At 72.0% G+C, this 21,803-nt stretch carries 24 protein-coding genes and 1 tRNA gene; 14 read left to right on the top strand and 11 right to left on the bottom strand.

The features are described 5' to 3' along the window. Positions 1-401: 401 nt before the first annotated feature. Positions 402-473: transfer RNA gene (locus IW249_RS10655), tRNA-Lys, on the bottom strand. A gap of 197 nt (positions 474-670) precedes the next feature. Between IW249_RS10655 and IW249_RS10660 the strand changes: the two genes are divergently transcribed. Next, entirely contained in the window at positions 671-973 is a 303-nt protein-coding gene (locus IW249_RS10660) for a hypothetical protein (RefSeq protein ID WP_196920587.1), read from the top strand. Between the two features lie 146 nt (positions 974-1,119). Then, entirely contained in the window at positions 1,120-2,202 is a 1,083-nt protein-coding gene (locus tag IW249_RS10665; protein WP_196920588.1) for an NAD-dependent epimerase/dehydratase family protein, read from the top strand. A gap of 11 nt (positions 2,203-2,213) precedes the next feature. Here the strand turns inward: IW249_RS10665 and IW249_RS10670 are convergent, their stop codons facing one another. The 4 genes from IW249_RS10670 to IW249_RS10685 all read right to left on the bottom strand — a co-directional run bounded on the left by IW249_RS10670 (position 2,214) and on the right by IW249_RS10685 (position 6,304). Beyond that, positions 2,214-3,398, bottom strand: a complete 1,185-nt coding sequence (locus tag IW249_RS10670) for a hypothetical protein (protein WP_196924728.1) — start codon at positions 3,396-3,398, stop codon at positions 2,214-2,216. Between the two features lie 199 nt (positions 3,399-3,597). Then, complete coding sequence (locus tag IW249_RS10675; RefSeq protein ID WP_196920589.1) at positions 3,598-4,788, bottom strand: GNAT family N-acetyltransferase; 1,191 nt, start codon at positions 4,786-4,788, stop codon at positions 3,598-3,600. A gap of 120 nt (positions 4,789-4,908) precedes the next feature. Further along, on the bottom strand, positions 4,909-5,628 hold the full coding sequence (locus IW249_RS10680) for a PP2C family protein-serine/threonine phosphatase (protein WP_124770664.1): 720 nt from the start codon (positions 5,626-5,628) through the stop codon (positions 4,909-4,911). A gap of 115 nt (positions 5,629-5,743) precedes the next feature. Beyond that, positions 5,744-6,304, bottom strand: a complete 561-nt coding sequence (locus IW249_RS10685) for a helix-turn-helix domain-containing protein (RefSeq protein WP_307788562.1) — start codon at positions 6,302-6,304, stop codon at positions 5,744-5,746. A 55-nt stretch (positions 6,305-6,359) separates the two neighbouring features. On the opposite strand from IW249_RS10685, the gene IW249_RS10690 reads away from it, so the two are divergent. Beyond that, a complete protein-coding gene (locus tag IW249_RS10690; protein WP_196920590.1) occupies positions 6,360-7,622 on the top strand; it encodes a benzoate/H(+) symporter BenE family transporter in 1,263 nt (420 codons plus the stop codon). Positions 7,623-7,689: 67 nt separating this feature from the next. On the opposite strand, the gene IW249_RS10695 is transcribed toward IW249_RS10690, so the two are convergent. From IW249_RS10695 to IW249_RS10710, 4 genes are all read right to left on the bottom strand, one after another. After that, positions 7,690-8,061: a hypothetical protein gene (locus IW249_RS10695; protein WP_184180542.1), complete on the bottom strand. Its 372-nt coding sequence runs from the start codon at positions 8,059-8,061 to the stop codon at positions 7,690-7,692. A gap of 258 nt (positions 8,062-8,319) precedes the next feature. Next, positions 8,320-8,571: a hypothetical protein gene (locus IW249_RS10700; RefSeq protein ID WP_030486188.1), complete on the bottom strand. Its 252-nt coding sequence runs from the start codon at positions 8,569-8,571 to the stop codon at positions 8,320-8,322. Positions 8,572-8,652: 81 nt separating this feature from the next. Continuing rightward, on the bottom strand, positions 8,653-9,126 hold the full coding sequence (gene mscL, locus IW249_RS10705) for a large conductance mechanosensitive channel protein MscL (protein WP_196920591.1): 474 nt from the start codon (positions 9,124-9,126) through the stop codon (positions 8,653-8,655). A gap of 39 nt (positions 9,127-9,165) precedes the next feature. Beyond that, positions 9,166-9,882, bottom strand: coding sequence for a FadR/GntR family transcriptional regulator (locus IW249_RS10710; RefSeq protein ID WP_196920592.1), 717 nt, complete (start codon positions 9,880-9,882; stop codon positions 9,166-9,168). Positions 9,883-9,932: 50 nt separating this feature from the next. On the opposite strand from IW249_RS10710, the gene IW249_RS10715 reads away from it, so the two are divergent. After that, positions 9,933-11,213 (top strand): MFS transporter, encoded by a 1,281-nt coding sequence (locus tag IW249_RS10715; protein WP_372432951.1) that lies wholly within the window; start codon positions 9,933-9,935, stop codon positions 11,211-11,213. A 13-nt stretch (positions 11,214-11,226) separates the two neighbouring features. Here IW249_RS10715 and IW249_RS10720 read toward each other — a convergent pair whose 3' ends face one another. Continuing rightward, the gene (locus IW249_RS10720) at positions 11,227-11,583 is read right to left on the bottom strand and encodes an STAS domain-containing protein (RefSeq protein ID WP_196920593.1); all 357 of its coding nucleotides are present in this window, start codon (positions 11,581-11,583) and stop codon (positions 11,227-11,229) included. Positions 11,584-11,746: 163 nt separating this feature from the next. On the opposite strand from IW249_RS10720, the gene IW249_RS10725 reads away from it, so the two are divergent. Genes IW249_RS10725 through IW249_RS10750 form a run of 6 tightly spaced genes read left to right on the top strand, consistent with a single transcriptional unit; the run spans position 11,747 to position 17,344 of the window. Then, positions 11,747-12,607: an STAS domain-containing protein gene (locus tag IW249_RS10725; RefSeq protein ID WP_196920594.1), complete on the top strand. Its 861-nt coding sequence runs from the start codon at positions 11,747-11,749 to the stop codon at positions 12,605-12,607. Continuing rightward, positions 12,607-13,017, top strand: coding sequence for an STAS domain-containing protein (locus IW249_RS10730; RefSeq protein WP_196920595.1), 411 nt, complete (start codon positions 12,607-12,609; stop codon positions 13,015-13,017). The genes IW249_RS10725 and IW249_RS10730 overlap by 1 nt, the downstream gene beginning before the upstream one ends. Next, positions 13,014-13,433, top strand: a complete 420-nt coding sequence (locus IW249_RS10735; protein ID WP_196920596.1) for an anti-sigma regulatory factor — start codon at positions 13,014-13,016, stop codon at positions 13,431-13,433. The genes IW249_RS10730 and IW249_RS10735 overlap by 4 nt, the downstream gene beginning before the upstream one ends. Then, a complete protein-coding gene (locus IW249_RS10740; RefSeq protein ID WP_196924731.1) occupies positions 13,430-14,443 on the top strand; it encodes a SpoIIE family protein phosphatase in 1,014 nt (337 codons plus the stop codon). The genes IW249_RS10735 and IW249_RS10740 overlap by 4 nt, the downstream gene beginning before the upstream one ends. Then, entirely contained in the window at positions 14,440-15,801 is a 1,362-nt protein-coding gene (locus IW249_RS10745) for a sensor histidine kinase (RefSeq protein WP_196920597.1), read from the top strand. The genes IW249_RS10740 and IW249_RS10745 overlap by 4 nt, the downstream gene beginning before the upstream one ends. A gap of 13 nt (positions 15,802-15,814) precedes the next feature. Beyond that, the gene (locus tag IW249_RS10750; RefSeq protein WP_196920598.1) at positions 15,815-17,344 is read left to right on the top strand and encodes a SpoIIE family protein phosphatase; all 1,530 of its coding nucleotides are present in this window, start codon (positions 15,815-15,817) and stop codon (positions 17,342-17,344) included. Positions 17,345-17,365: 21 nt separating this feature from the next. On the opposite strand, the gene IW249_RS10755 is transcribed toward IW249_RS10750, so the two are convergent. Next, positions 17,366-18,193 carry a helix-turn-helix domain-containing protein gene (locus IW249_RS10755; protein WP_196920599.1) on the bottom strand — a complete coding sequence of 276 codons (828 nt, stop codon included), beginning with the start codon at positions 18,191-18,193 and terminating at the stop codon, positions 17,366-17,368. Between the two features lie 31 nt (positions 18,194-18,224). Here IW249_RS10755 and IW249_RS10760 point away from each other — a divergent pair, with 31 nt between their 5' ends. The 4 genes from IW249_RS10760 to IW249_RS10775 all read left to right on the top strand — a co-directional run bounded on the left by IW249_RS10760 (position 18,225) and on the right by IW249_RS10775 (position 21,752). Next, positions 18,225-18,809: a TIGR03086 family metal-binding protein gene (locus IW249_RS10760; protein WP_196920600.1), complete on the top strand. Its 585-nt coding sequence runs from the start codon at positions 18,225-18,227 to the stop codon at positions 18,807-18,809. 188 nt (positions 18,810-18,997) lie between these two features. Then, a complete protein-coding gene (locus IW249_RS10765) occupies positions 18,998-19,534 on the top strand; it encodes a PadR family transcriptional regulator (protein WP_196920601.1) in 537 nt (178 codons plus the stop codon). Further along, positions 19,531-20,232 (top strand): ABC transporter ATP-binding protein, encoded by a 702-nt coding sequence (locus IW249_RS10770; protein ID WP_196920602.1) that lies wholly within the window; start codon positions 19,531-19,533, stop codon positions 20,230-20,232. The genes IW249_RS10765 and IW249_RS10770 overlap by 4 nt, the downstream gene beginning before the upstream one ends. After that, on the top strand, positions 20,229-21,752 hold the full coding sequence (locus IW249_RS10775) for an ABC transporter permease (RefSeq protein ID WP_196920603.1): 1,524 nt from the start codon (positions 20,229-20,231) through the stop codon (positions 21,750-21,752). Before IW249_RS10770 ends, IW249_RS10775 begins: the two co-directional genes overlap by 4 nt. Positions 21,753-21,803 lie beyond the last annotated feature (51 nt).

The following is a 21,803-nucleotide window of genomic DNA, read 5'->3' on the forward strand; positions in this document are numbered from 1 at the left end:
TCGGGTGAGATTGCCGAGTGGTGGAGGGCGTGGACGGGAAATGCGCAGCTTGACGGCTCCGACTTCCCTGTGGCTTCTCGCCGACGGCTTCGGTCCATGGGAAGCAACGGCCTATCCCGATCATGACCATGAGCCGCGCACGGATGAGTGCCTCGCGGAGATCGCCCAACGCTGGGCACCATCGCATCGCAGGTCGGCGGATGAGGTCATCGCCGCAGCGCGGGAAGAGTTCCCCGGCTTCGAAGAGCTGATCGGCTCACTCTGCCGGTAGTTGACGTGCGAGATGCGCAGCGGCTCGGCAAGAGTCGGACCGGCGAGGGTCGACTGCTGTACTTCGCTGCTGTACCGGCCCGATTGACGCCAACAGCGGCCCCGCAAAGGGTCGCTGACCTGCTTGGAAGTGGGCCGCCAGGGACTCGAACCCTGAACCTATGGATTAAAAGTCCACAGCTCTGCCATTGAGCTAGCGGCCCGCGCGCTCAGGTTACCCGACGGTGAGCGTCGACGACTCTCGGCTTCCGGCCGACCGTCGATGGCTGCGGCTGGCCGGTGTCCGCCGCACTCGATCATCGCCTGTCGGTGGCGCGGCGGGGGTCCGAGGCGCTGGGTTGCGCCGGGCGATCTCCCGCGGCGGCGCATGGGTGTGGGCCGGTGGGGAACCAGGACCGGCATGGGAGCAAGCCGCTTGCCGGCCGTGGCGGCCTCCGGGGAGGAGGTCGGGCGCGACGGCGTACGCCAGCCGGGCGGGGAGGTGCACGCCTGGCTGCCCGGTCAGAACCAGACGGTCTGTGGCCTGGCACTGAGCCGGACCCGATTGCGGCGCTTCCCGCATGTGCCCTTCGACTACTCCGGTACCGATGTGCTCACCGAGGCGGACGCGGTCGGCTGGATCTGCCCACGCTGCCTGGCCGCCGCCGCCGGTAGGCGAGGGAAAGAGAAACACGGCTGGGTACGGGAGTCCCCTCGCCCTTGATCGACTCGGGATCCCGGAAGTCGGGCTGGTCCTGAGCGCTCGGTTACCCCGACTTTCAGGAAGCCGAGTGGATCAAGTGGCAGGCCGCTGGCCCGCGCCGCGCTGATGGGTGGTTGAGCTGCTGCTGGGCGGGTACGGGGTCGGGCATGCGGATCGTGGTGGTGGGGGCCAGCGGCAACGTCGGTACGGCGCTGCTGCGGCGGCTGCGCCGGGAGCGGGGCGTGGAGCTGGCCGGGGTCGTTCGACGGTTGCCCGGCCCGGATGCGGGCGAGCCGTACGACCAGGTGGAGTGGCACTCCTGCGACATCGGCGCGCCGGGCGCGGCCGGGCAGCTTGCCGAGGTGTTCGCGGGTGCGGACGCGGTGGTGCACCTGGCCTGGCAGATCCAGCCCAGCCACGACCAACGGGTGCTGCGCCGGACCAACGTCGAGGGCAGTCGGGCGGTGATCAACGCGGTGGTCCAGGCCGGGGTGCCAGCCCTGGTGTACGCCTCGTCGGTCGGCACCTACGCGCCCGGCCCGAAGGACCACCCGATCAGCGAGCGGTGGCCGGCCACCGGTGTGCTCGGGTCGTCGTACAGCGAGCACAAGGCGGAGGTGGAGGCGCTGCTTAACGAGGTCGAACGCGATCAACCGGCGCTGCGGGTGGTGCGGATGCGACCCGGGTTGATCTTCCAGCGGGCCGCCGGTGCGGAGATCACGCGGTACTTCCTCGGCCCGCTGGCGCCGGTGCGGCTGCTGCGCTACGGGCGGATCCCGCTGGTGCCGACGAACCGCCGGTTGCGGATGCAGGCGGTGCACGCCGATGACGTGGCCGACGCGTACGCCAGGGCGGTGTTGGGTGATGCGCGCGGTGCCTTCAATGTCGCCGCGGACCCGGTACTCACTCCGGAGCTGGTGGCCCGGCACTTCCATGGTTGGACGGTGCCGGTCGCCGCGCCGGTGCTGCGGGCGGCGGCGGCGCTGACCTGGCGGGCGCGGCTGCAACCGGTCGACGCGGGCTGGGTGGAGCTGGGTCTGAACGCCCCGCTGATGTCCAGCGAGCGCGCGGAGACCGAGCTGGGTTGGCACCCCAAGATCAGTGCGTTGACGGCGCTCAAGGAACTCTTCGCCGGAATGGCCGACGGCGACCACACGGCTAGCCCACCGATGTCCGGCGCACGGGACCTACCCGGCCGCCCTGCCGCTCTCCTCCACGCCCGCCCACCCGGCCAGGGAAACCCCTACTGAGGTACGCGGCGTCAGCTCAGCTTGGAGTTGGTGACAGTGGGATTGCGGGCGCCGAGGAAGAAGATGCCGGGGAAGCCGCGGGTCTCGAACTTGGCGCTGGGATTGCGGCGCAGCGTCGAGTTTTCGATCCTCATCGTGCCGGTGCGGTTGTTGCTCACGAAGAAGACAGCGCCGCCACCCTCGTTGGCCTTGTTGTTCTCGATGATCGTGCCGGCGATCCGTACGGTGAACTCGTTGCCGTCGCAGTAGATCGCGCCGCCGCTGCCGCCGCCGGGCGTACCGGACTTGGCCGGGTTGGCGCCGCTGCCGATCGCCTCGTTGTTCCTGAGCAGGCTGTTCAGCACCACCCACGACACGCCGATGCTGCTCAGCGCCCCTCCGTTGGAGCAGGAACCGCCGTCGAAGGTGCTGCTCACCACGTACACCGGCTTGTTCTCGTACTGGCTCAGCACCCGTACGGCCGCGCCACCCAGGTCGGGACCGGTGCGGTCGCAGCGGTTGCGGACGAAGCGCGAGTTGACCACCTTCAGCCGTCCACCGCGGACGAAGATCGCCCCACCGCCGCCGCCCTCGGCCTTCTCGCCGGTGGAGTTGCCGTCGGCGAAGGTGAGGTTCTGCACGGTGAGCTGCGGGTGGTCCTGGTTCTGGCAGTGCGAGGTGGTGAAGCCCTGGGCCTCGTCGCAGGTGTTCATGTAGAGGATGCGGCGCCGCCCCTGGCCGCTCAGCGTGACAGTGCCGCCACCGTCCAGCACGATCTTCGGACCGTTGGCGTTGCGGACCTTCGCGGTGGCGGCCATCTTGATGGTCACCGGGGCTGGTCCACAGTTGAACGTGATGACGCCGCCAGCCGCCACGGCCTTCACGACCGCTGCGGAGGTGCAGCTCGCCGGGGTGCCGGTGCCGATGGTCCGGGTCGACTTCGAGGTGTCCACCGCCCGCGCCTCGGCCGGCACCGTGGCCTTGCCGTTCGGGTTGCCGGCGGCGAGCACCTTGTTGGCGGGCTTCGGGCTGGCGCTGGCCCCCGGGCCGCCGAGGCCGTCCCGCGCACCCGGCGTCTCGCTCTGACCGCCTGTGGGCGCCGCCGTCGGTGAGGCGGACGAGCCGGCCTCGAAGGCGGGGGCCGGGTCGTTGGGCGCGCAGGCGGGCAGGGTCGCGGTGGCGACACCGAGGACGAGGAGAGCTGCAAGCGACGTCATGCGCACCCCGTGATGCTAGGAGCCGCGACGGCATCGCGACGAATCCGCCGAGCCGGTTTAATGCGCAGCTAAGCCACGCCCGCCGGTTGTGGCGCGGTTGGCCACTGTGTAGACCACCGCACCGCCGGCAGCGCCGAGAGCGGTGGGCAGCAGCCCGCCCTGCGCGTGTGCCCCAGCGATCAACTCGAACGAGGAGGGCTCAGAAGTCGGCGAAGAGGTACGGCACCCGGCGGGGAAAGAGGCCGCGCAGCTCCGTGGCCGCGTCCACCGGCACCTCACCCAGACCGCGCAGCGGTAGCTCGGCCGGGTCCAGCACCCCGTACGCGAGGGCGGAGAGCCCGGCGGCGGTGAGCGTGGCGGTCGGCGCCCGGCCGGTGGTGTCGTCGACCAGTTCCAGCGCGCCGGTCGTGCCGTCGAGAAGGTGGGTGCCGGCCAGCCAGCGGTCCCCGGTCAGCTCGATCCGCACCCGCCCCGGGCCGGCGGGCAGGCCGCTCAGCGCGTCCAGGGAGAGCAGCCGGGCCATCGGCGCGGACGAACCCGGCACGGCCGTGCGGGCCTCGACGTGCACGTCCAGGTCGGTCAGCCACAGCTCGGGCAACTCGTCGGGCGGAACCTGGACGGTGACCCGCTCGATCTGGTCGACGTGCCGGGCGAAGAACTGCAACAGCAGTGTCCGCGCGAGCGGATCGGTGACCAGCAGCTCGTTGCCGTGCAACGTGCCGCCGTGTTCGTCGATCCGGTACGTCACAGCGCCGGTGACCTCCCCGCCGACCCGGGCGGTGAGCAGCCAGTACTCGTCACGGTCACGCATTCCGACCGCCCGGTGGTCCGGGAAGATCGCGAAGCCGTGTCGTTCCTGGAGGTTGCGCTCGGTGAACGCCCTCCACGCCGGATAGCCGGCGGCGATGCGTTCCCAGCCGACCTCGCCGGGCAGGTCCACCCGGAGCAGCGAACCCAGGTTTGCCGGAGTGAAGGTGACCCGGCGCGGCTTGGGCAGCCCGACGTAGCCGAACCGGGCGTAGAAGCTGGGCCGGAACGGATAGAGCGCGCTGACCGGGTGCCCCTCGTCGCGCATCTCGTCGAGGAGTTGGTGCAGCAACGTCCGCACGTGCCCCTGCCGGCGGGCCAGCGGATGGGTCGCCACCCCGGCGACACCGGCCATCGGCAGCACCACCCCGCGCAGGTTCTGTCGCATCGGGATGGCCGAGACGGCGGCCAACGTGGTGCCGTCCTCCTCGGCGATCAGCGTCCGGTTGCCCTGGTTGTAGGGCAGGTAGTCGCGGAACTCAGCGGTCCGGGCGGCACTGAGCGGCGAGGACTCGAAGGCGTAGGCGGCCAGCGGAAAGCTGGTGGTGAGACGGTCGTCGTCGGTCACCCGGCGAATGGTCATTCGCTCATCTCAACCCGCCGCGCGGGTGGCAGCAACCGGAATAGCCCGATCCGCGGCCCACGGCGGCCGGCGGAACCCGAACCGGTCGGCTCGGGTGAGCCGCCGAGTGAGCCGTACCGGTCAGCGGGCGACGACGTCGGAGACCACGACTGTGACGTTGTCCGGTGCGCCGGCGTGGTGGGCCAGCTTCACCAACTGCTCACCGCACTGCTGACGGTCGGCGTACATGCCCAGGGCTGCCGCGATGGCCTCGTCCTCGACGTAGTCGGAGAGCCCGTCGCTGCACAGCAGCAGCCGGTCGCCGGGGACCACTGTGAGCACACCGACAGCGGGTGGGGTGTCGGCGCCCTGCACGGCCCGGGTCACCAGGGACCGCTGCGGGTGGTGGCGGGCCTGCTCGGGAGAGAGGGTGCCCTGGTCGACAAGCGCCTGCACGAACGTGTCGTCCCGGGTGAGCTGGGTCAGCTCCCCGTCGCGCAGCAGGTAGCAGCGGGAGTCGCCCACCTGGGCCAGCACCAGCGTCTCGCCGGCCAGCAGCGCCGCGGTGAGCGTCGTCCCCATGCCGTCCCGGCTCGGGTCGACGGTGATCGCGGCGTGGATGCGCTGGTTGGCGGTGCTGACCACGGCACGCAGCGCGTCGGCGGCGCCGTCGGGGTCGGTGGGCGGAGCCAGCTCGTCCAGGATCCGGATCACGATCTCGCTCGCCACCTCGCCCGCAGGCAGCCCACCCATGCCGTCGGCGACGGCGATCAGGCGGTCACCGGCGAGGGCGGAGTCCTCGTTGTTGGTGCGCACCAAGCCGATGTCGTTGAGGATGACCGAGCGGAGGATCAGCGTCATGGGGTCAAGCTTGCCAAGAACAACCCGCATTCGTCTCTACGCCTCCTACCTAGGTCGAGAAATGATTGCGATTTTCGTCGCCGGGTCCGACGGTGCGTGACCGATCGGCGGGGCCTCAGCGGCGCGGATAGCGCAGTAGCAGGCTGGCGGCGACCTCCTCGTCACCCACGGCCGCGTAGCTGTGTGGCACGTCCGACACCCAGCGGAGATGACCGCCGGCCGGGGCGGTCAGCGGTGCGTCGGCCGGCCCGGCGCGCAGCACCCCGGCGAAGACGGTGACGTGCTCGGTGACTCCCGGCGCGTGGGCGGGGGAGAGTTGCGTGACGCCGGGTGCGACCCGCATCCGGTACAGCTCGTAGGTCGCGTCGGTGTCGGTGAACACCTCCAGCAGGGTGGCGGTGACAGCGGTGCCGTGCACGGTGGGCTCGGCCGTTGGTTCGGCCAGCAGGGCGGTGAACGGTACGCCGAGCTGCGCGGTGACCGCCCAGAGCGTCTCCAGGGTCGGGTTGCGGGTGCCGTGCTCCAGGCCGGAGAGGGTGGCCTTCCCGACGCCGGCGAGCCGGGCGAGTGTGGACAGCGAGAGCCCTCGTTCCTCGCGCAGGGCGCGGACCCGACGGCCGACGACTGCGGGATCCACGTCGAGGCCCGGACGTGGCTCTGGTGGTGGGTGCGGCACCCGGCTATCGTGCTACACGCTTCCGTTCCGTAAACGGAACAGTCGGGAGGGTGGCATGGCCGGACGCGTGCAACCGGTGCTGGCGGGGGTGGTGACCGCGCTGGTGGGCTTCGCCAGCTCGTTCACAGTCGTGCTGGCCGGGCTCCGAGCGGCGGGCGCGTCGGACGCCCAGGCCGCCTCCGGCCTGCTGGCGCTCTGCGTGGCGAGCGGGCTCGTCGCCGCCTGGCTGGGCTGGCGGTACCGGATCCCGATGAGCGCGGCCTGGTCCACCCCGGGCGCGGCGCTGCTGGTGGCGACCGGGACGCCACCGGGCGGATGGCCGGTGGCGGTGGGCGCCTTCCTCGTCTCCGGTGCGCTGATCGTCGCGGCCGGGCTGTTCCCACCACTCGGCCGGGCGGTGGCCGCCATCCCCAAGCCGGTGGCCGGCGCGATGCTCGCCGGGGTGCTGCTACCCCTGTGTACGGCCCCGGTCCGCGCGCTTGTCGAGCTGCCGATGGTGGCCGGGCCGGTGGTGGTCGGCTGGCTGCTGCTGCACCGGTTCGCCCGCCGCTGGGCGGTGCCCGGCGCGCTTGTGGTGGCGGTGGCGGCGATCGCACTGACCACACCGCCAGCCGGCCTGACCGGCGCCGCGCTGATCCCGTCGGTCACGCTGACCGCGCCGGCCTGGAACGCGTCCGCACTGATCGGGTTGGCCCTGCCGCTGTTCCTGGTCACCATGGCCGCGCAGAACGTGCCCGGCATGGCGGTACTGGTCGGCTACGGCTACCGGCCGCCGTTCGGCGCCGCGCTGCGGACCACCGGCCTGGCCAGTCTGCTCGCCGCGCCGGCCGGCGGGCACGCGGTGAACCTCGCGGCGATCACCGCAGCGCTCGCCGCCGGCCCCGACGCCCACCCGGACCCGGAGCGCCGGTGGATCGCCTCGGTCACCGCCGGGGCTGGGCTGGCCGTGCTCGGCCTGGGCGCCGGTGTGGCCACCACCCTGGTCGCTGTCGCCCCACCGATCCTCATCGAGGCGGTCGCCGGGCTGGCGCTCCTGGGCGCACTCGCCACCGCCCTCGCCTCGGCGGTGACCGACCCGGCGACCCGCGAGGCCGCAGTGGTCACCTTCGTGGTGACCGCGTCCGGGGTGACGCTGGTCGGCGTGGGCGGCGCGTTCTGGGGCCTGGTCGCGGGCTGCCTGATGCTGCTGCTCTTCCACCGCCGCCAACCCGCCGCGCCGGAGCAGCCCGCCCCCGCCGCGCCGGAGCAGCCCGCCCCCGCGGCGCCGGAGCAGCCCGCCGCCCCCGCGGCGGCGGAAAGATCCACTCGGGTTTCATGAAGTCGGGCTGTCCCAAGGCTCCGGATGCCCCGACTTCCTTGAGCCCGAGTCGATCAGGGTGGTGGGGTCACTCCTCGGGCGGCAGGTCGGCCACACCGACGGCCAGGAGGACCCGGCCGTCGGCCACCGACCCGATCCGGTCCGCCGGTACGTAGACAGCCCCGGTGCGGGTCAGGTCGGTCGAAACCTTCAGGTAGCCGCTGTGCAGCAGCCGCGCCGCCAGATCGGCCGGAACGTCCGGCTCCTCGACGGCGGTCGCCTCGATCAGTTCGTCCAGGCTGCTGCCCGGGTCGGCGGTCGGCGTCTGGACGGTCACCGCGTTCGGGTCAGCCCGTTGGACGAGGTCCACGGTCCCGACCTCGGTGCCGGCGGAATCGATCACCGGCATCCCGGTGGTGATCCGCGAGATGGTCGCCTGCTGCTCGTCCTGCTGGTCCATCCCGCTGCGGTTCCCAGGTCGGCGCGCCGCTAAACGCCGCCGCCCGCAGGCACCGCCGCTTCGCTGGCGCGCGCCGCTTGGCCCGCTCGCCGATGGGGTAGCGGCAGTGGCTCGAGGCGATGGGCCGGAGAGCGTGATGACTGTGTGGCATCAATATGCCTCAGAGTCATCACCACCATAAAGAGCAGTACCGCCACCGGGAGGCGGAGCCACGGTGGCGGACGAAGGGCCCCCGTACTGTCTGCTGCACCCGTCCACTCAGCTGTTCGGGAGGGTCCAGCCGCCGGGCGGGCGGGGGGACAACTCCCGCCAGGTGTCCGGGCCGTCGAGCAGCGCGCGGACGGTGTCCTCGGCTTCGTCCGCACTGCCGTACTCGTAGAAACGGGAGATGCCCTCGGCTCCGCCGGCCCGCTGCTCGACGTGCCACCGGTCGGCGTCCACCCGTAGGAAGACGTCCCGTCGGGCGAGCCGCCCCCACTTCCCGTTCCACCAGTGCTTTCGCTGCTCCATGGCGGGACTCTATCGAACACACGTACGAGAAGGTGCGGCCCCTGCGGGAATCCCACAGGGGCCGATGTGCATCCGTTCGGGTCAGCGCTGCGCCGGCGGCTCCGGGCGGCGGCCCAGCACGTCGTCCAGCGCCCCGCGCTGCTGGCCGGGGGTGGTGTGGCCGGCGGAGACCAGGGCGTCCCGGATCTCGGTGAGCAGCTTGACCTCCTCGCTCGGCGCCGCCGGCGGCGGCTCCTCGCCCCGCTTGCGCCGCTCGGCCAGCCGGTTCATCGGGTAGACGACCAGGAAGTAGAGCGCCAGCGCGGTCAACAGGAAGGTGATCACCGCGTTGACGAAGGCCACCCAGTCGAACGGGATCTCCCGGAACGTGGGGACCGAGCCGGTGAGGCCGTTCTTGTTCCCGGTGATCAACACGATGATTACCCGGACCAGCGGTTCGAGGAACGACTTGGTGAGCTGGGTGACCACGCCCGTGAACGCGGCGCCGATGACGACACCGACCGCCAGGTCGACGACGTTGCCGCGCATGATGAAGTCTTTGAAGCCCTTGAGCATTCGTACTCCCGAGGTGTCCGCTTTTCTGTCGGGCACAACCTATGCCCGTTCGGCGGGTTCCAGAAAAGCGCCGGCTTCCAGCGCCGCCCGGCCGGGATCGCCGGCCCGGATCGCCTCGACCAGCCGACTGTGGTCGACGTAGCGCTCCGGGGTGAGCGCTCCACCCATGGCCTGGGCGACGGTGCTGCGCAGGGCGGTGCCGACCGAGGCGTACAGCTCGGCGAGCATGGCGTTGTGCGCGGCGGCGACCACTGCCGTGTGCAGTGCCGCGTCGGCCTCGACGAACGCGTCGACCCGGCCGCCGTGCCAGGCGGCCTCGCGCTGGGCGAGCGCGCCGTCGAGCGCCGCCAGGTCCTCCGGGGTACGCCTCAGCGCGGCGAGCCGGGCGGCCTCCACCTCGAAGGCGCGGCGTACCTCGATGACCTCGGTCATCCGGTCGTCGCCGAGTCGGCGGGCGACCACGGGTGCCAGTTCGTCGGTGGACACCACGTAGGTGCCGGAGCCCTGCCGGCACTCCAGCACTCCGGCGTGCACCAGGGCGCGGACGGCCTCGCGGACCGTGTTGCGCCCGACGCCCAGTGCGGCGACCAGTTGTGGCTCGGTGGGGATGCGCCCGCCGACGGGCCATTCGCCGCCGAGGATCCGGGCGCGGAGTTGCTCTGTGGTCTGCCGGACCCGGTGGCCGCGGGGTGGCACGGCGGGCTGGCCGGGGGGCGGCGCCGGCGGCGCGGAGGGGAATTCAACCGACGGTGGCACTGGTTACATCACCGGTCCCAAATTCATCCCATGATTGTAGGTTAAGGGTCATGACCCCGCCACCAACCGCCGCTCCGGCGCTGCCCGCCCCCGTCGCCGTCCACCCTCGCCCGACGCGGGACCCCGGCGCCGGCCGGCGGACGCACCCGGCGACCGGTGGCGCGTTGGTGCTGGTCGGGATGCTGCTGGTCGCGCTCAACCTGCGGGCCGTGGTGACGAGCCTCGGCGCGCTGCTCGACGAGGTCCGCGACGGGCTGGGCCTCTCCGGCGTCACCGCCGGTCTGGTCACCACCCTGCCGACCATCGCGTTCGCCGGCCTCGGCGCGCTCACCCCGTGGCTGGTCCGCCGGGTCGCACCGGCCCGGGTGCTGGTGGTCGCCATGCTCGCCCTCGCCGTCGGCCAGGTGCTCCGGGTCGCCACCGACTCGGCCTTGATCTTCGTGCTCACCAGCGCACTGGCGCTGTCCGGCATCGCGGTCGCCAACATTCTGCTTCCGATGCTGGTCAAGCAGCACTTCCCGCACCGCACCGGCCTGGTCACCGGGGCGTACACGATGGCGTTGACAGTGGGTACGACGGTGGCCGCCGCCTCCGCGGTGCCGATCGCGCACGCCTTCGGGTCATGGCGGGCCGGGCTCGGCGTCTGGGCCGCGATGGCCGCGGTGGCCGTACTCCCGTGGGTGCCGCTGGCGCTGCGGGCCCGCGCCGCGGCGCGGCGGGCGACCCCGACGACGGTCGTCGCCACGCCGACGCGGGTCCGGCCGGCACGGACCCGGCTCGGCTGGGCGATGGCCGTCTACTTCGGGGCCCAGTCGCTCAGCGGGTACGCGATCATGGGCTGGCTGGCCCAACTGTTCCGCGACGCCGGTTACCAGCCGGAGTCGGCCGGGCTGCTGCTCGCCGGGGTGACCGCTCTCGGCGTGCCGATCGCGCTGCTGATGCCCACCCTGGCCGGCCGGCTTGGCACCCTGCGACCGCTGGTGCTCGGGCTGACCACGGCGTCGGCGCTGGCCTACCTGGGGTTGGCGTTCGCACCGCACGGTGCCGCGCTGCTCTGGGTCGCCCTCCTGGCGATCGGGCAGGGCGCGTTCCCGATGATCCTGACCGCCATCGGCCTGCGCGCCCGCACAGCCGAGGGGACTGTCGCGCTCTCCGCGTTCGCGCAGAGCACCGGTTACGTGATCGCTGCCCTCGGCCCGCTGATGGTCGGCATCCTCTACGAGGCCACCGGCGGCTGGACCGCGCCGATCGGGTTCCTGCTGGGCGCCCTCGCAGTGCAGACGACGGCGGGCATGGCGATCGCTCGTCCCCGTTACGTCGAGGACGAGTGACGCACGCGGAGGGTCAGGAGGAAGCCGGCGTCGATTCGCCGGCGACTGCCTCATCCACCGTCGGGTAGGTGTGCAGCACCTCGACCAGCCCGCTCACCTCGAGGATGCGCAGTACACCGCGCTGCGGGGCGGCCAGCCGGACCACGCCGCCAGCCTCGTCGCAGCTGTTCTTGGCGCGGACGAAGACCGACAGACCGGTCGAGTCGCAGAACGAGACGTCCGCCAGGTCGAACACCAGCCGGTTGCGGCCCTTGTCGAGCAGGTCGGTGATCTGGTCCTGCAACTGCGGTGCAGTGGCCATGTCCAGCTCGCCCGCGACCGACACGACGACCACGTCGCCGCGTTGTTCCGTGTGCACCGTCAACGACATTCGCCAGACCTCCTGTTATCGGGGGAACGGTATCCCACGACCATGGTCGGAGGTAGCACGGGAGCCGTCATCCGGTGGCCATCGTCATTCTGTTGCTACGGGGCAAGTAGTTGATCAGACCCCGGTGATAGAGTCCGCCCGGTCCAGGTCAAGGGGGTTCGAAATGGCGTTGAGCGCCGAAGAAAGTGGTCGGCTCGCCGCGCTGCTCAGCAGGCAGGACGAACGGGTCACGACTCGATGGACCGAGATCGTCACCAGTTCGTTGCGTGGCCGGCTGAGCCAGGCGGAGCTGCGCCGACAGGTCCAGGACCTGCACCGCGCCATCGTCTCCACCGGCGAGCAGGGCATCATCGACCTGTCCGCCGAGAACGCCGCCGAACTGCGCGCCGCGCTCTCCGAGCTGTCTCGTGGCCGGGCCCGGCAGGGCTTCTCCGCCACCGAGACCACTGTCAGCATCTTCGCGCTGAAGGACGTGCTGGCCGAGCTGGTGCAGGAGACCGGTGGCCCGAACGCGCTCCCGGACTACGTCGCCTTCTCGAAGCTGGTCGACGAGATGGGGCTGTTCACGTTCGAGAGCTTCGTCCGCACCCGGGAGAGCCTGATCGCCGACCAGGCCGAGCAGCTGCTCGAGCTGTCCACGCCGGTGGTCAAGCTCTGGGAGGGCGTCGTCGCCGTGCCGCTGGTCGGCACCCTGGACTCGGCCCGGGCCCAGGTCGTCATGGAGCGGCTGCTCCAGACCCTGGTCGACACCAGCTCGCCGTACGCGATCATCGACATCACCGGCGTACCGGCGGTGGACACCCAGGTCGCCCAGCACATCCTGAAGACCGTGGTGGCCGCCCGACTGATGGGCGCCGACTGCATCATCTCCGGCATCCGCCCGCAGATCGCGCAGACCATCGTGGCGCTCGGCATCGAGTTCGGCGACATCGCCACCAAGGCGAGCCTCGCCGACGCGTTGCGCCACGTGCTGCGGCTCAACGGGGTGGAGACCGCTCGCCGCCAGCCGCGTCGGGACGCCTGATGGAGAGGGTGCCGATCCTCAAGATCGGTGACATCCTGCTCGTCTCCATCCAGCTCGACATGTCCGACCAGACGGCGGTCGCGCTCCAGGAAGACCTGGCCGAGCGGATCGTCGCCACCGGCTGCCACGGCGTCATCATCGACATCACGGCACTGGACATCGTCGACTCCTTCGTCGGGCGGATGCTCTCCACCATCGCCTCGATCTCCAAGGTGCTGGACGCGGAGACGGTGGTGGTCGGGATGCGTCCGGCCGTCGCCATCACCCTTGTCGAACTCGGGCTGTCACTGAACGGCATCCGTACCGCGCTGAACGTCGAGCGCGGCATGGAGCTGATCGCGGCGGCCCACGCCGACGAGCTCGACTACCAGCTCGACGACGATCCGGACGCCGAGACGGCCACGCCGTGACCGCGGGCATCGACCTGGGCCAGCCACAGGCGCAGTCGGTCCGCAGCGATGAGGACGTGGTGCGCGTCCGGCAGTTGGTCCGGGCCGTGGCGGTGACCGTCAAGCTGTCCCTCGTCGACCAGACCAAGGTGGTCACCGCGGCGAGCGAGTTGGCCCGCAACACCCTGGTGTACGGCGGTGGCGGTTCGGTCGAGGTGACTGTCGTGGACAACGGCCGACGCAAGGGCGTGCAGATCGTGTTCGCCGACTCCGGGCCGGGCATCGCCGACCTCGACCTGGCCATGACCGACGGCTACACCAGCGGCGGCGGCCTCGGCCTCGGGCTCAGCGGGTCGCGACGCCTGGTCGACGAGTTCCAGATCGAGACGTCAGCGGAGGCCGGTACGCGGATCACGGTCACCAAGTGGTCCAGGTGAACGGCGACGCTGTCACCGACAGTGGCATCTGGTTCCGGGTGGAGGCCAGCAGCGCGGCGAGCGCCGTCCGGCGGGCCGCCGAACGCCTCGGCGCACAGGTGGAAATGGGCGAGGCACGCATCGCCGACCTGGCCATCGTCGCGGCCGAGCTGACCAGCAACCTGGTCAAGCACGCCGACGAGGGCGTCCTGCTGCTCCGGCCGGTACGCCGCGCCGGGCAGGCCGGGGTGGAGTTGTTGGCCATCGACTCCGGGCCCGGCATGGCCGACCTGACCGTCTCGTCCCAGGACGGGCACTCCACCACCGGCACACTCGGCATCGGTCTGGGGGCCATCGTCCGGCAGGCCAGCTGGTTCGACGGATACTCGCTGCCCGGCCGGGGCACCGTCCTCGCCGTGCAGGTGTGGCCGGCCGAGGCCGCACGGCCGTCCTGGGCCGGCGCCCTCACGCGTCCGCTGACCGGTGAGACGATCAGCGGCGACGGCTACGCCGTGCGGGTCGTCGACGGGCGGCACCAGGTGCTGGTGAGTGACGGGTTGGGGCACGGCCCGCTGGCCGGGGCCGCCACCGAGGCGGCGCTCGCCGCGTTCCGCGACGCCCCGGCCGGCCCACCGGCGATGGTGGTCGGTCACCTGCACCGGAGCATGTCGCACACCCGGGGCGCCGCGCTCGCCGTCGGCGAGCTGCTGCCGGAGGCCGGGGTGCTGCACTATGCCGGCCTGGGCAACATCGCCGGCGTGGTCGTCGAGGGTGACGGCCGCCGCCGAGGGCTGGTGTCGCTGCCCGGCATCGCCGGCCACCAACGGCCCACGATCCGGGAGTACGACTACCCGTTCGGTCCCGGCGCCCGGCTGGTCATGCACAGCGACGGGGTGGTCGACCGGTGGCGGATGACCGACTACCCGGGCCTGGCAGAGCGATCTCCGCTGGTCATGGCGGCGACCCTGCTCCGTGACGCGGGTGTGCGACGTGACGACGCCTGCGTACTGGTCGCGAGGTCGTGGGCATGATCGGGGAGCCGGCCGCGCTGCCGCTGCTCCAGATGGCACTGCGGGTCGAGCAGGACATCTTCGTTATCCGTCAGCGGGGGCGCGAGGTGGCCGCCGTGGTCGGCCTGGAACACCAGGACCAGGTGCGGATCGCCACCGCGCTCAGCGAGGTCGCCCGGGACCTGCTGCGGACGACCGGGGGAGCGGACGTCTCCTTCCACGTCGACGCGGGTGCCGACGGCCGGTTCCGCCTGCGCGCCGACCTGGCCCCGGTGTCCCCGCTGCCCGACGATCGCTACGAACCGCAGTCCGGCGCGGTGTCCCGACTGGTCGACACACTGAGCGTGTTGACCGTCGAGGGGGTTACGGTCGTACGGATGTCCCGACGAGTCCCGGCCAACGCGCCGACGCCGACCCCGGAGCGGCTCGCCGAGTTCCGTACCGAACTCGGCCGCACCGCGCCGGGCAGCGCGCTGGACGAGTTGACAGTGCAGAACGGGCAGCTCATCGCCGCACTGGACGAGGTGCGCAGTCAGCGCGACGAGCTGGCCGTGCTGAACGAGGAGCTGGCCGAGACCAACCGCGGCGTGCTGGCGCTCTACAACCAGCTCACCGAGGAGTTGGAGGAGACCAACCGGGGTGTCGTCGCCCTCTACGCCGAGCTGGACGAGAAGTCGGCCCAACTCCGGGCGGCGAGTGAGTCGAAGAGCCGGTTCCTGGCCAACGTGAGTCACGAGCTGCGCGCCCCGGTCACCGCGATCATCGGCCTGGGGCGGCTGCTCACCGACTCCGCCTCCGACCCGCTCACCGACGAGCAGGGCCGCCAGATCGACCTGATCCGTTCCTCGGCGGCGGACCTGCTCGGCCTGGTCAACGAACTCCTCGACCTGGCCAAGGCGGAGTCCGGCCGGATCGAGCCGGACCTGGCCGAGGTCGACCTGCGGCCGGTCTTCGGTCAACTGCGCGGCACCCTGCGCGCCCTGGCCACCCGCCCGGGGGTGGAGCTGGTCGTGGAGGAGCCCACCGGGCCGGCCCTGCTGCGCACCGACGAGGTGCTGCTCGGCCAGGTGCTGCGCAACCTGCTGCACAACGGGTTGAAGTTCACCGAGCGCGGCGAGGTGCGACTGCGGGCCAGTCAACACGGCGACCGTTGGCAGTTCCAGGTCAGCGACACCGGGCCGGGCATCCCTCCTGAGCTGCACGACCGGATCTTCGAGGAGTTCTACCAGGTCCCCGGAGCCACCCGGGTCGGCGGCACCGGCCTCGGCCTGCCGTACGCCCGGCGGTTGGTGACGCTGCTCGGCGGTTCACTGGAGCTGACCAGCGCGCCCGGCGAGGGCAGCACATTCACCGTCTCCCTGCCCACCGGTGGGGCGTGACCGCGTGGACGGCATGCCGACAACCATCCTGGTGGTCGACGACAGTCGTACCAAGCGTTACCTGCTGGTCAGCTGGCTGACCCGGGCCGGGTTCACAGTGCTGGAGGCCGAGAACGGCGCCGAGGCGTTGGCTCGGGTCGAGGTGGACCGGATCGACCTGGTGGTCCTCGACGTCCGGCTGCCCGATCTGAGCGGTTACGAGGTCTGCGAGCAGATCAAGGCGCGGCATCCGGCGATGCCGGTCATCCACGTGTCGGCGCACGCCGTGGACGTGGCCGACCGCGCCCAGGGGCTGACCCGGGGCGCGGACGCGTACCTGACCGAGCCGATCGAGCCCGAGGAGCTGATCGCCACCACCCGGGCGGTGCTGCGCTACTACCAGGCGCGGCAGCGTGCCGAACTGCTCGCCGAGCGGCTGCTCGGGTTGGCCGACACGACCGTCGCGGTGCACGCCGCGCCGACCTTCGCGCGCCTGCTGGAGGCCGCTGCCGAGGGCGCCGCCCAGATCTTCAAGAGCCCGGCGGCGGTGATCGCGGAAACCTTCGACGGTGACTGCCTCGCGGGCGTCTGCGCCGGCCCCGGCGCGGTGGCCGCCGTGGTGCCGTGGGTGGTGGACGACACCGGGGTGCCCACCGGCGCCACGGTCCGGGTGGAGGCCCCGGCGAACTGGGCGCTCGTCGACTGGCCGACCGACGACACGGTGACCGTCGCCGCCGCCCGACTGCGCGAGGACCGGGCCCCGCTGTACGTGGTGGTCCCGACCGCCACCCAGACCGCGCGGACCCCGGTGCTCAAGCAGCTGGCTCAGGCGGTGGCGGCGGCCGTCGAGGGGCAGCGCTCGTTCGACGAGGAGCACCGGATCGCTGTCACCCTCCAACGCAGCCTGCTCCCGCGCGGGCTGCCGACCGTTGCCGGCCTGGACCTCGCGGTGCGCTACGAGCCGGCCAGCGCGCAGACCGAGGTGGGCGGCGACTTCTACGAGCTGGTGATGCTCGACGGGCACCTGCTGCTGGCGATCGGGGACGTCGCCGGCCACTCGCTGCACGCGGCGACCGTGATGGCCGAGCTGCGGCACGCGGTGCGGGCGTACGCGGTCGAGGGCCACCAGCCCGGCGAGATCCTGCACCGGGTCAACGAGCTGATGCGGACCCTGCTGCCGAACGAGTTGGCGACGCTCTGCGTACTGCTGCTGCACCCGCCGACCGGACGGGTCCGGTTGGCCAGTGCCGGGCACCTTCCGCCGCTGATGATCATGGATGGCAAGGTCGAGTTCGTGCAGCACTCCGCGCCGCTGCTCGGCGTCCGCGCGCCGCGCCCGGCCGACCTGGAATTCGTGGTGCCGGCCGGAGCCACGCTGGTCTTCTACACCGACGGGCTGATCGAGCGGCGGGACGCCACCATCGACGAGGGGCTGGCCGCGCTGGCCGCGAGCGCCGCGACGGTCGACGGTGACCTGGACCAGTTCTGCGCCCGACTGCTGGTGGAGCTGGCCCCACCGGAGATCCAGGACGACGTCGCAGTTGTCGTCCTGCGCCGCCGCTGATCCGTCACCTTTCGGGCTTCCTCAGCGCACCGAGCGGGCGTACGCGGCGGGGGACACCCCGGCCACGGCGGTGAAGTCGCGGACCAGGTGGGCCTGGTCGCTGTAACCGAGGTCGGCGGCGAGGTCGGCCCACCTCAGCGGCCCACCGGCGGCCTGTTCGACAGCTTCCTGGAGCCGGTAGCGGCGGATCACCCACTTCGGCGCGACCCCCACGTACTCAAGGAAGAGTCGCTGCAACCGGCGGACCGGAACGCCGTGTCGCGCGGCGAAGTCGTCGACGCGCAGCACCGTCCGGTCGGTACGGATCGCCTCGGCCAGCCGTACGGCCTCCTCGGCCATCGGGTCCGGCTCCGGCTGCCAGGCGGTGAGGAGGGCGTCCAGTGCCCGGCAGCGCTCGTCGTCGCTGGCCGCCGAGGCGGGTGGCCCCGCTGACCTGTTCGGGCACACCGGAACGTCCGGGCGGGTCAGCCGGCCGGCGGGCAGCGGCACCCTATGGCCGGTCAGCTCACTGACCGGCCGGCGCCAGAACGGGTGGAAGCCGCCGGGGCGGAACTGCACCCCGCACACCCGACCGGTGCCGCTGAGCGTGATCCGGAACAGGTCGCGGCCCACCCCGGCCACCTCGCCGGATTCGGGCCCGTCGTCGTCCCGTTGGAACACCACGTTCACCGCCGGGTGCGGCACGATCCGCTGCTCGAACGGCGCGCTCAACCTCCAGTCGATCAACCAGTAGTGCTCGACCCACTGGCGCAGCGACTCCGCCGGCAGGTGTCGGCGGAAGCGCACCTCGCGCAGCAGACGCCCGGGGTCGAGAATGCCCCGGCTGTCGCCACGCGGTCGCTGTCGCATTTGTTCAAGACCACCCTCATACGCTGGCCCTATGTCCACTCAGACTAGCGAGCTGCTGGCGGCCGCCGCGCCGCGAACCGTCGATGTCGTACGGGGTATCTCCGACGACCAACTGGACCTGCCCACACCGTGCAGCGACTACCTGGTCCGTGATCTGCTCAACCATCTCTTCCAGGTGGTGGTCAACTTTCAGGACCTGGCCCAGAAGCGACAGGTGGAGTGGGCCGAGAAGCCCGACCACCTGGGCGACGGCTGGCGGGACCGCTTCGAGGTGGAGACCGGCCGGTTGATCGTCGCCTGGTCGGACCCGTCCAGCGTGGAGGGCATGTCACCGCGTATGCCCATGCCGCAGTCCGCCATCGGCGGTATGGCCCTGCTGGACCTGACAGTGCACGGCTGGGACCTCGCCGTCGCCACCGGCCAGCCGTACCACCCGGCCCCGGAGGCGGTGGCCGAGCTGCACACACTGGTGGAGCAGTTGGGCCCGACGGCCCGGAAGATGGGCGTCTTCGCCGACCCACTACCCACCCCCACCCCAACCCCCGACCTGACCCCCAACCTCGCCCACCTGCTGACCCAGACCGGCCGCACCCCCACCTGGCCCCAAACCCCCTAACCCCGCCCCGCCCTCGTCGATCATGGAGTTGTGGTGCCTGGTTTGGCGTGACACAGGCCCTTTGTCACCCACCACAACTCCATGATCGACGGGCGGGGCGGGGCGGGGCAGGGCGGGGAGGGTGGGGTGGGGTGGGGTTCGGCGGGTGGTTGTTGACTGGGGTATTCGCTGGGTGAATAGTGGGCGGGGTGTCCACGCCGCATGTTCTGCTCGGGTTGCTCGCTGGGGGCAGCCGGCACGGTTACGAGCTGAAGCGTGCGCACGACGAGCGGCTGCCACGGGCTCGGCCGCTGGCGTTCGGGCAGGTCTACGCCACTCTCGGCCGCCTCGAACGCGACGGGCTGGTGGCCGCCGCCGGGCAGGACCGGGTGGCCGGGCCGGATCGCACGGCGTACGCGCTGACCGACCAGGGGCGGGACGCGCTGGACCAGTGGCTGTCCACTGTGGAGCCGCCCATGCCGTACGTGGTCAGCACGCTCTTCGCCAAGGTCGTGGTGGCGCTGCTGGTCGCCGACGTCGAACGGGCCCAGTCCTATCTGATCGCCCAGCGGGCCGCGCACACCGCACGGCTGCGCGAGCTGACAGTGGTCAAGGCCGACCCGGCCGCCACCCTCAGCGACGTGGTCGCGGCCGATTTCGCGATCGCCCACCTCGACGCGGATCTGCGGTGGCTGCACGCCACCCTGGGCCGGGTCGCCGACTGGCACCGGGAGGTGCATCCGTGACGCAACTTCAGGCTCGCGGCGTGGTTCGGGCGTACGGCCCGACGCCCGCACTGCGCGGCGTGACGCTCGACGTGGCCGAGGGCGAGATCGTCGCCGTCACCGGGCCGAGCGGCTGCGGCAAGTCGACACTGCTGCACTGCCTGGCCGGGATCCTCCGGCCGGACGCCGGCGAGGTCGCCTGGCGCGGGCACCGCATCGACACCTTGTCGGAGGCGGCACGATCCCGGCTGCGGCGCACCGAGTTCGGGGTGCTGTTCCAGTTCGGTCAACTGGTGGCCGAGTTGACCGCCGCCGAGAACGTCGCTCTGCCCCTGCTCCTCGCCGGCACGGGGCGGCGAGAGGCACGGACGGCGGCGTTCACCTGGCTGGAACGGTTCGGGGTGGCCGAGGTGGCCGACATCCGGCCGGGGGAGATGTCCGGGGGTCAGCAGCAACGCTGCGCCACGGCGCGGGCGCTGGTGACGGAGCCTCGGGTGCTCTTCGCCGACGAACCGACCGGCGCACTGGACACGCTCACCGGCGAGCAGGTCCTCACGCAACTGGTCCGGCTCGCCCGTGAACAGCGCACCGCCGTCGTGCTGGTCACCCACGAGCCGCGGATCGCCGCGTACGCCGATCGGGAGGTCGTGCTGCGGGACGGCCTGGTGGACCACACCGGCCTGGGGCTCGACGTCCCGCTGGCCGGCGGTGCCCGGTGAGGCCGACGACGCTGGTCCGCCTCGCGCTCGCCGGCACCCGCACCGACACCGCCCGGGTGGTGCTCACCGCGCTCAGCGCCCTGCTGGCGACCCTGGCCGGGCTCGCGGCGCTCACCGTGTTGGCCATCGAGAAACCGGCCGGTGACGCCTGGGCGCAGTCCGAGCAGTACCGCAACGCGTTGCTGCGGGAGCCCGGGTTGCGCGGCGGTACGGCGTTCGCGCTGCTGATGCTGATGGTCCCGGTGCTGGCGCTGGCCGGTCAGTGCGCCCGGCTCGGCGCGCCGGCCCGGGACCGCCGATTGGCCGCGATCCGGTTGGCCGGCGCCACTCCCGGGCAGGTCACCCGGCTGGTGGTGCTGGAGACCGGTGTGGCCGCTCTGCTCGGCACGTTCGTCGGGCTGGGTGTCTACCTGGTTGGCCGCTACCTGCTGCACCGACCGGACGCGCGGGGTCAACTGGCAGTGCCCACCGACGTGCTGCCGTCGCCCGGCGCGCTGGCCGGCGTGGTGCTCGGTCTGCCGGTCGTGGCGGCGCTGGCCACCGCCCTGATGCTGCGTACGGTCACCACCAGCCCACTCGGGGTGAGCCGGAAGGCCGCCCGCGAGCGCGGTCCAGGCCCGTGGGCCGGGCTCCTGATCGGGTTCGGCGTGGCCTCGTTCGCGCTGATCCGCCCGGCGGCCAATCAGTTCGACGACAGCGGAGAGCTGACCTGGCTGGTGCCGCTGTTGTTCGCGGGGGGTGCGTTGGCGGCGATGATCGGGGTGGTGATCGGCACCGGCTGGATCTCGTACCACTGCGGGCGGTTGTTGCGCCGGCACGCCCGCCGTGCCCCGGCGCTGCTCGCGGCGGGCCGGCTGATGGCCGACCCGTGGGCGGGCAGCCGCACGTTCGCCGCGCTGCTCGCCGCCCTGATCTTCGGCGGGGGTGCGGCCGCTCAGCGCGCCTACTTCGCCACGAAGGATCAGCTCGACCGGGAGCAGAGCCGACTCGCCGGGGCGGGCGACGGTGGCGCCAACCCCTTCTATCTGTCGACGATGGATCTTGTCGACGGCGCGATCGCCGTGGCCATCCTGATCGCGACGGGCGGGCTGATCGTCGCGCTGGTCGAGGGGATCGTTGCCCGCCGACGCGCCTACGCCGCGTTGGTCGCCACCGGGGTGCCCCGGGCCACGCTGAGCCGTTCGGTGGCCTGGCAGGCGCTGGCCCCGGCCGTGCCCGCGATCCTGCTTGCGCTCACCGTGGGCACGCTGCTCGGCCGGGGGCTCGTGGGGGAAGTGTCAGCGGGTGGCGGGTCGACGTTGGTCTGCGACGCCACGGCGGCGCTCTGTGACGACCCTGCCACCCGGGAGCAGTACTCCCGAATCGTGTACTTCCCCGAGGTGCAGCGTGCCGTTCCCGTACCCCTGGAGCACCTGGCGTGGCTCGGCGCCGGCGCCCTGGCGGCGGTGCTGGTGACTGTCGGTGTCGGCCTGCTCTTCCTGCGTGTCAGCACCGCCCTGGACGAGCTGCGGACGACCTGAGTCGATGTAACACCGCTGGTGGCGGGGCCGCTGTGTGCAACGGAGACCCGG

The organism is Micromonospora vinacea, assembly GCF_015751785.1.
In the GTDB taxonomy this organism is placed as follows: domain Bacteria; phylum Actinomycetota; class Actinomycetes; order Mycobacteriales; family Micromonosporaceae; genus Micromonospora; species Micromonospora vinacea.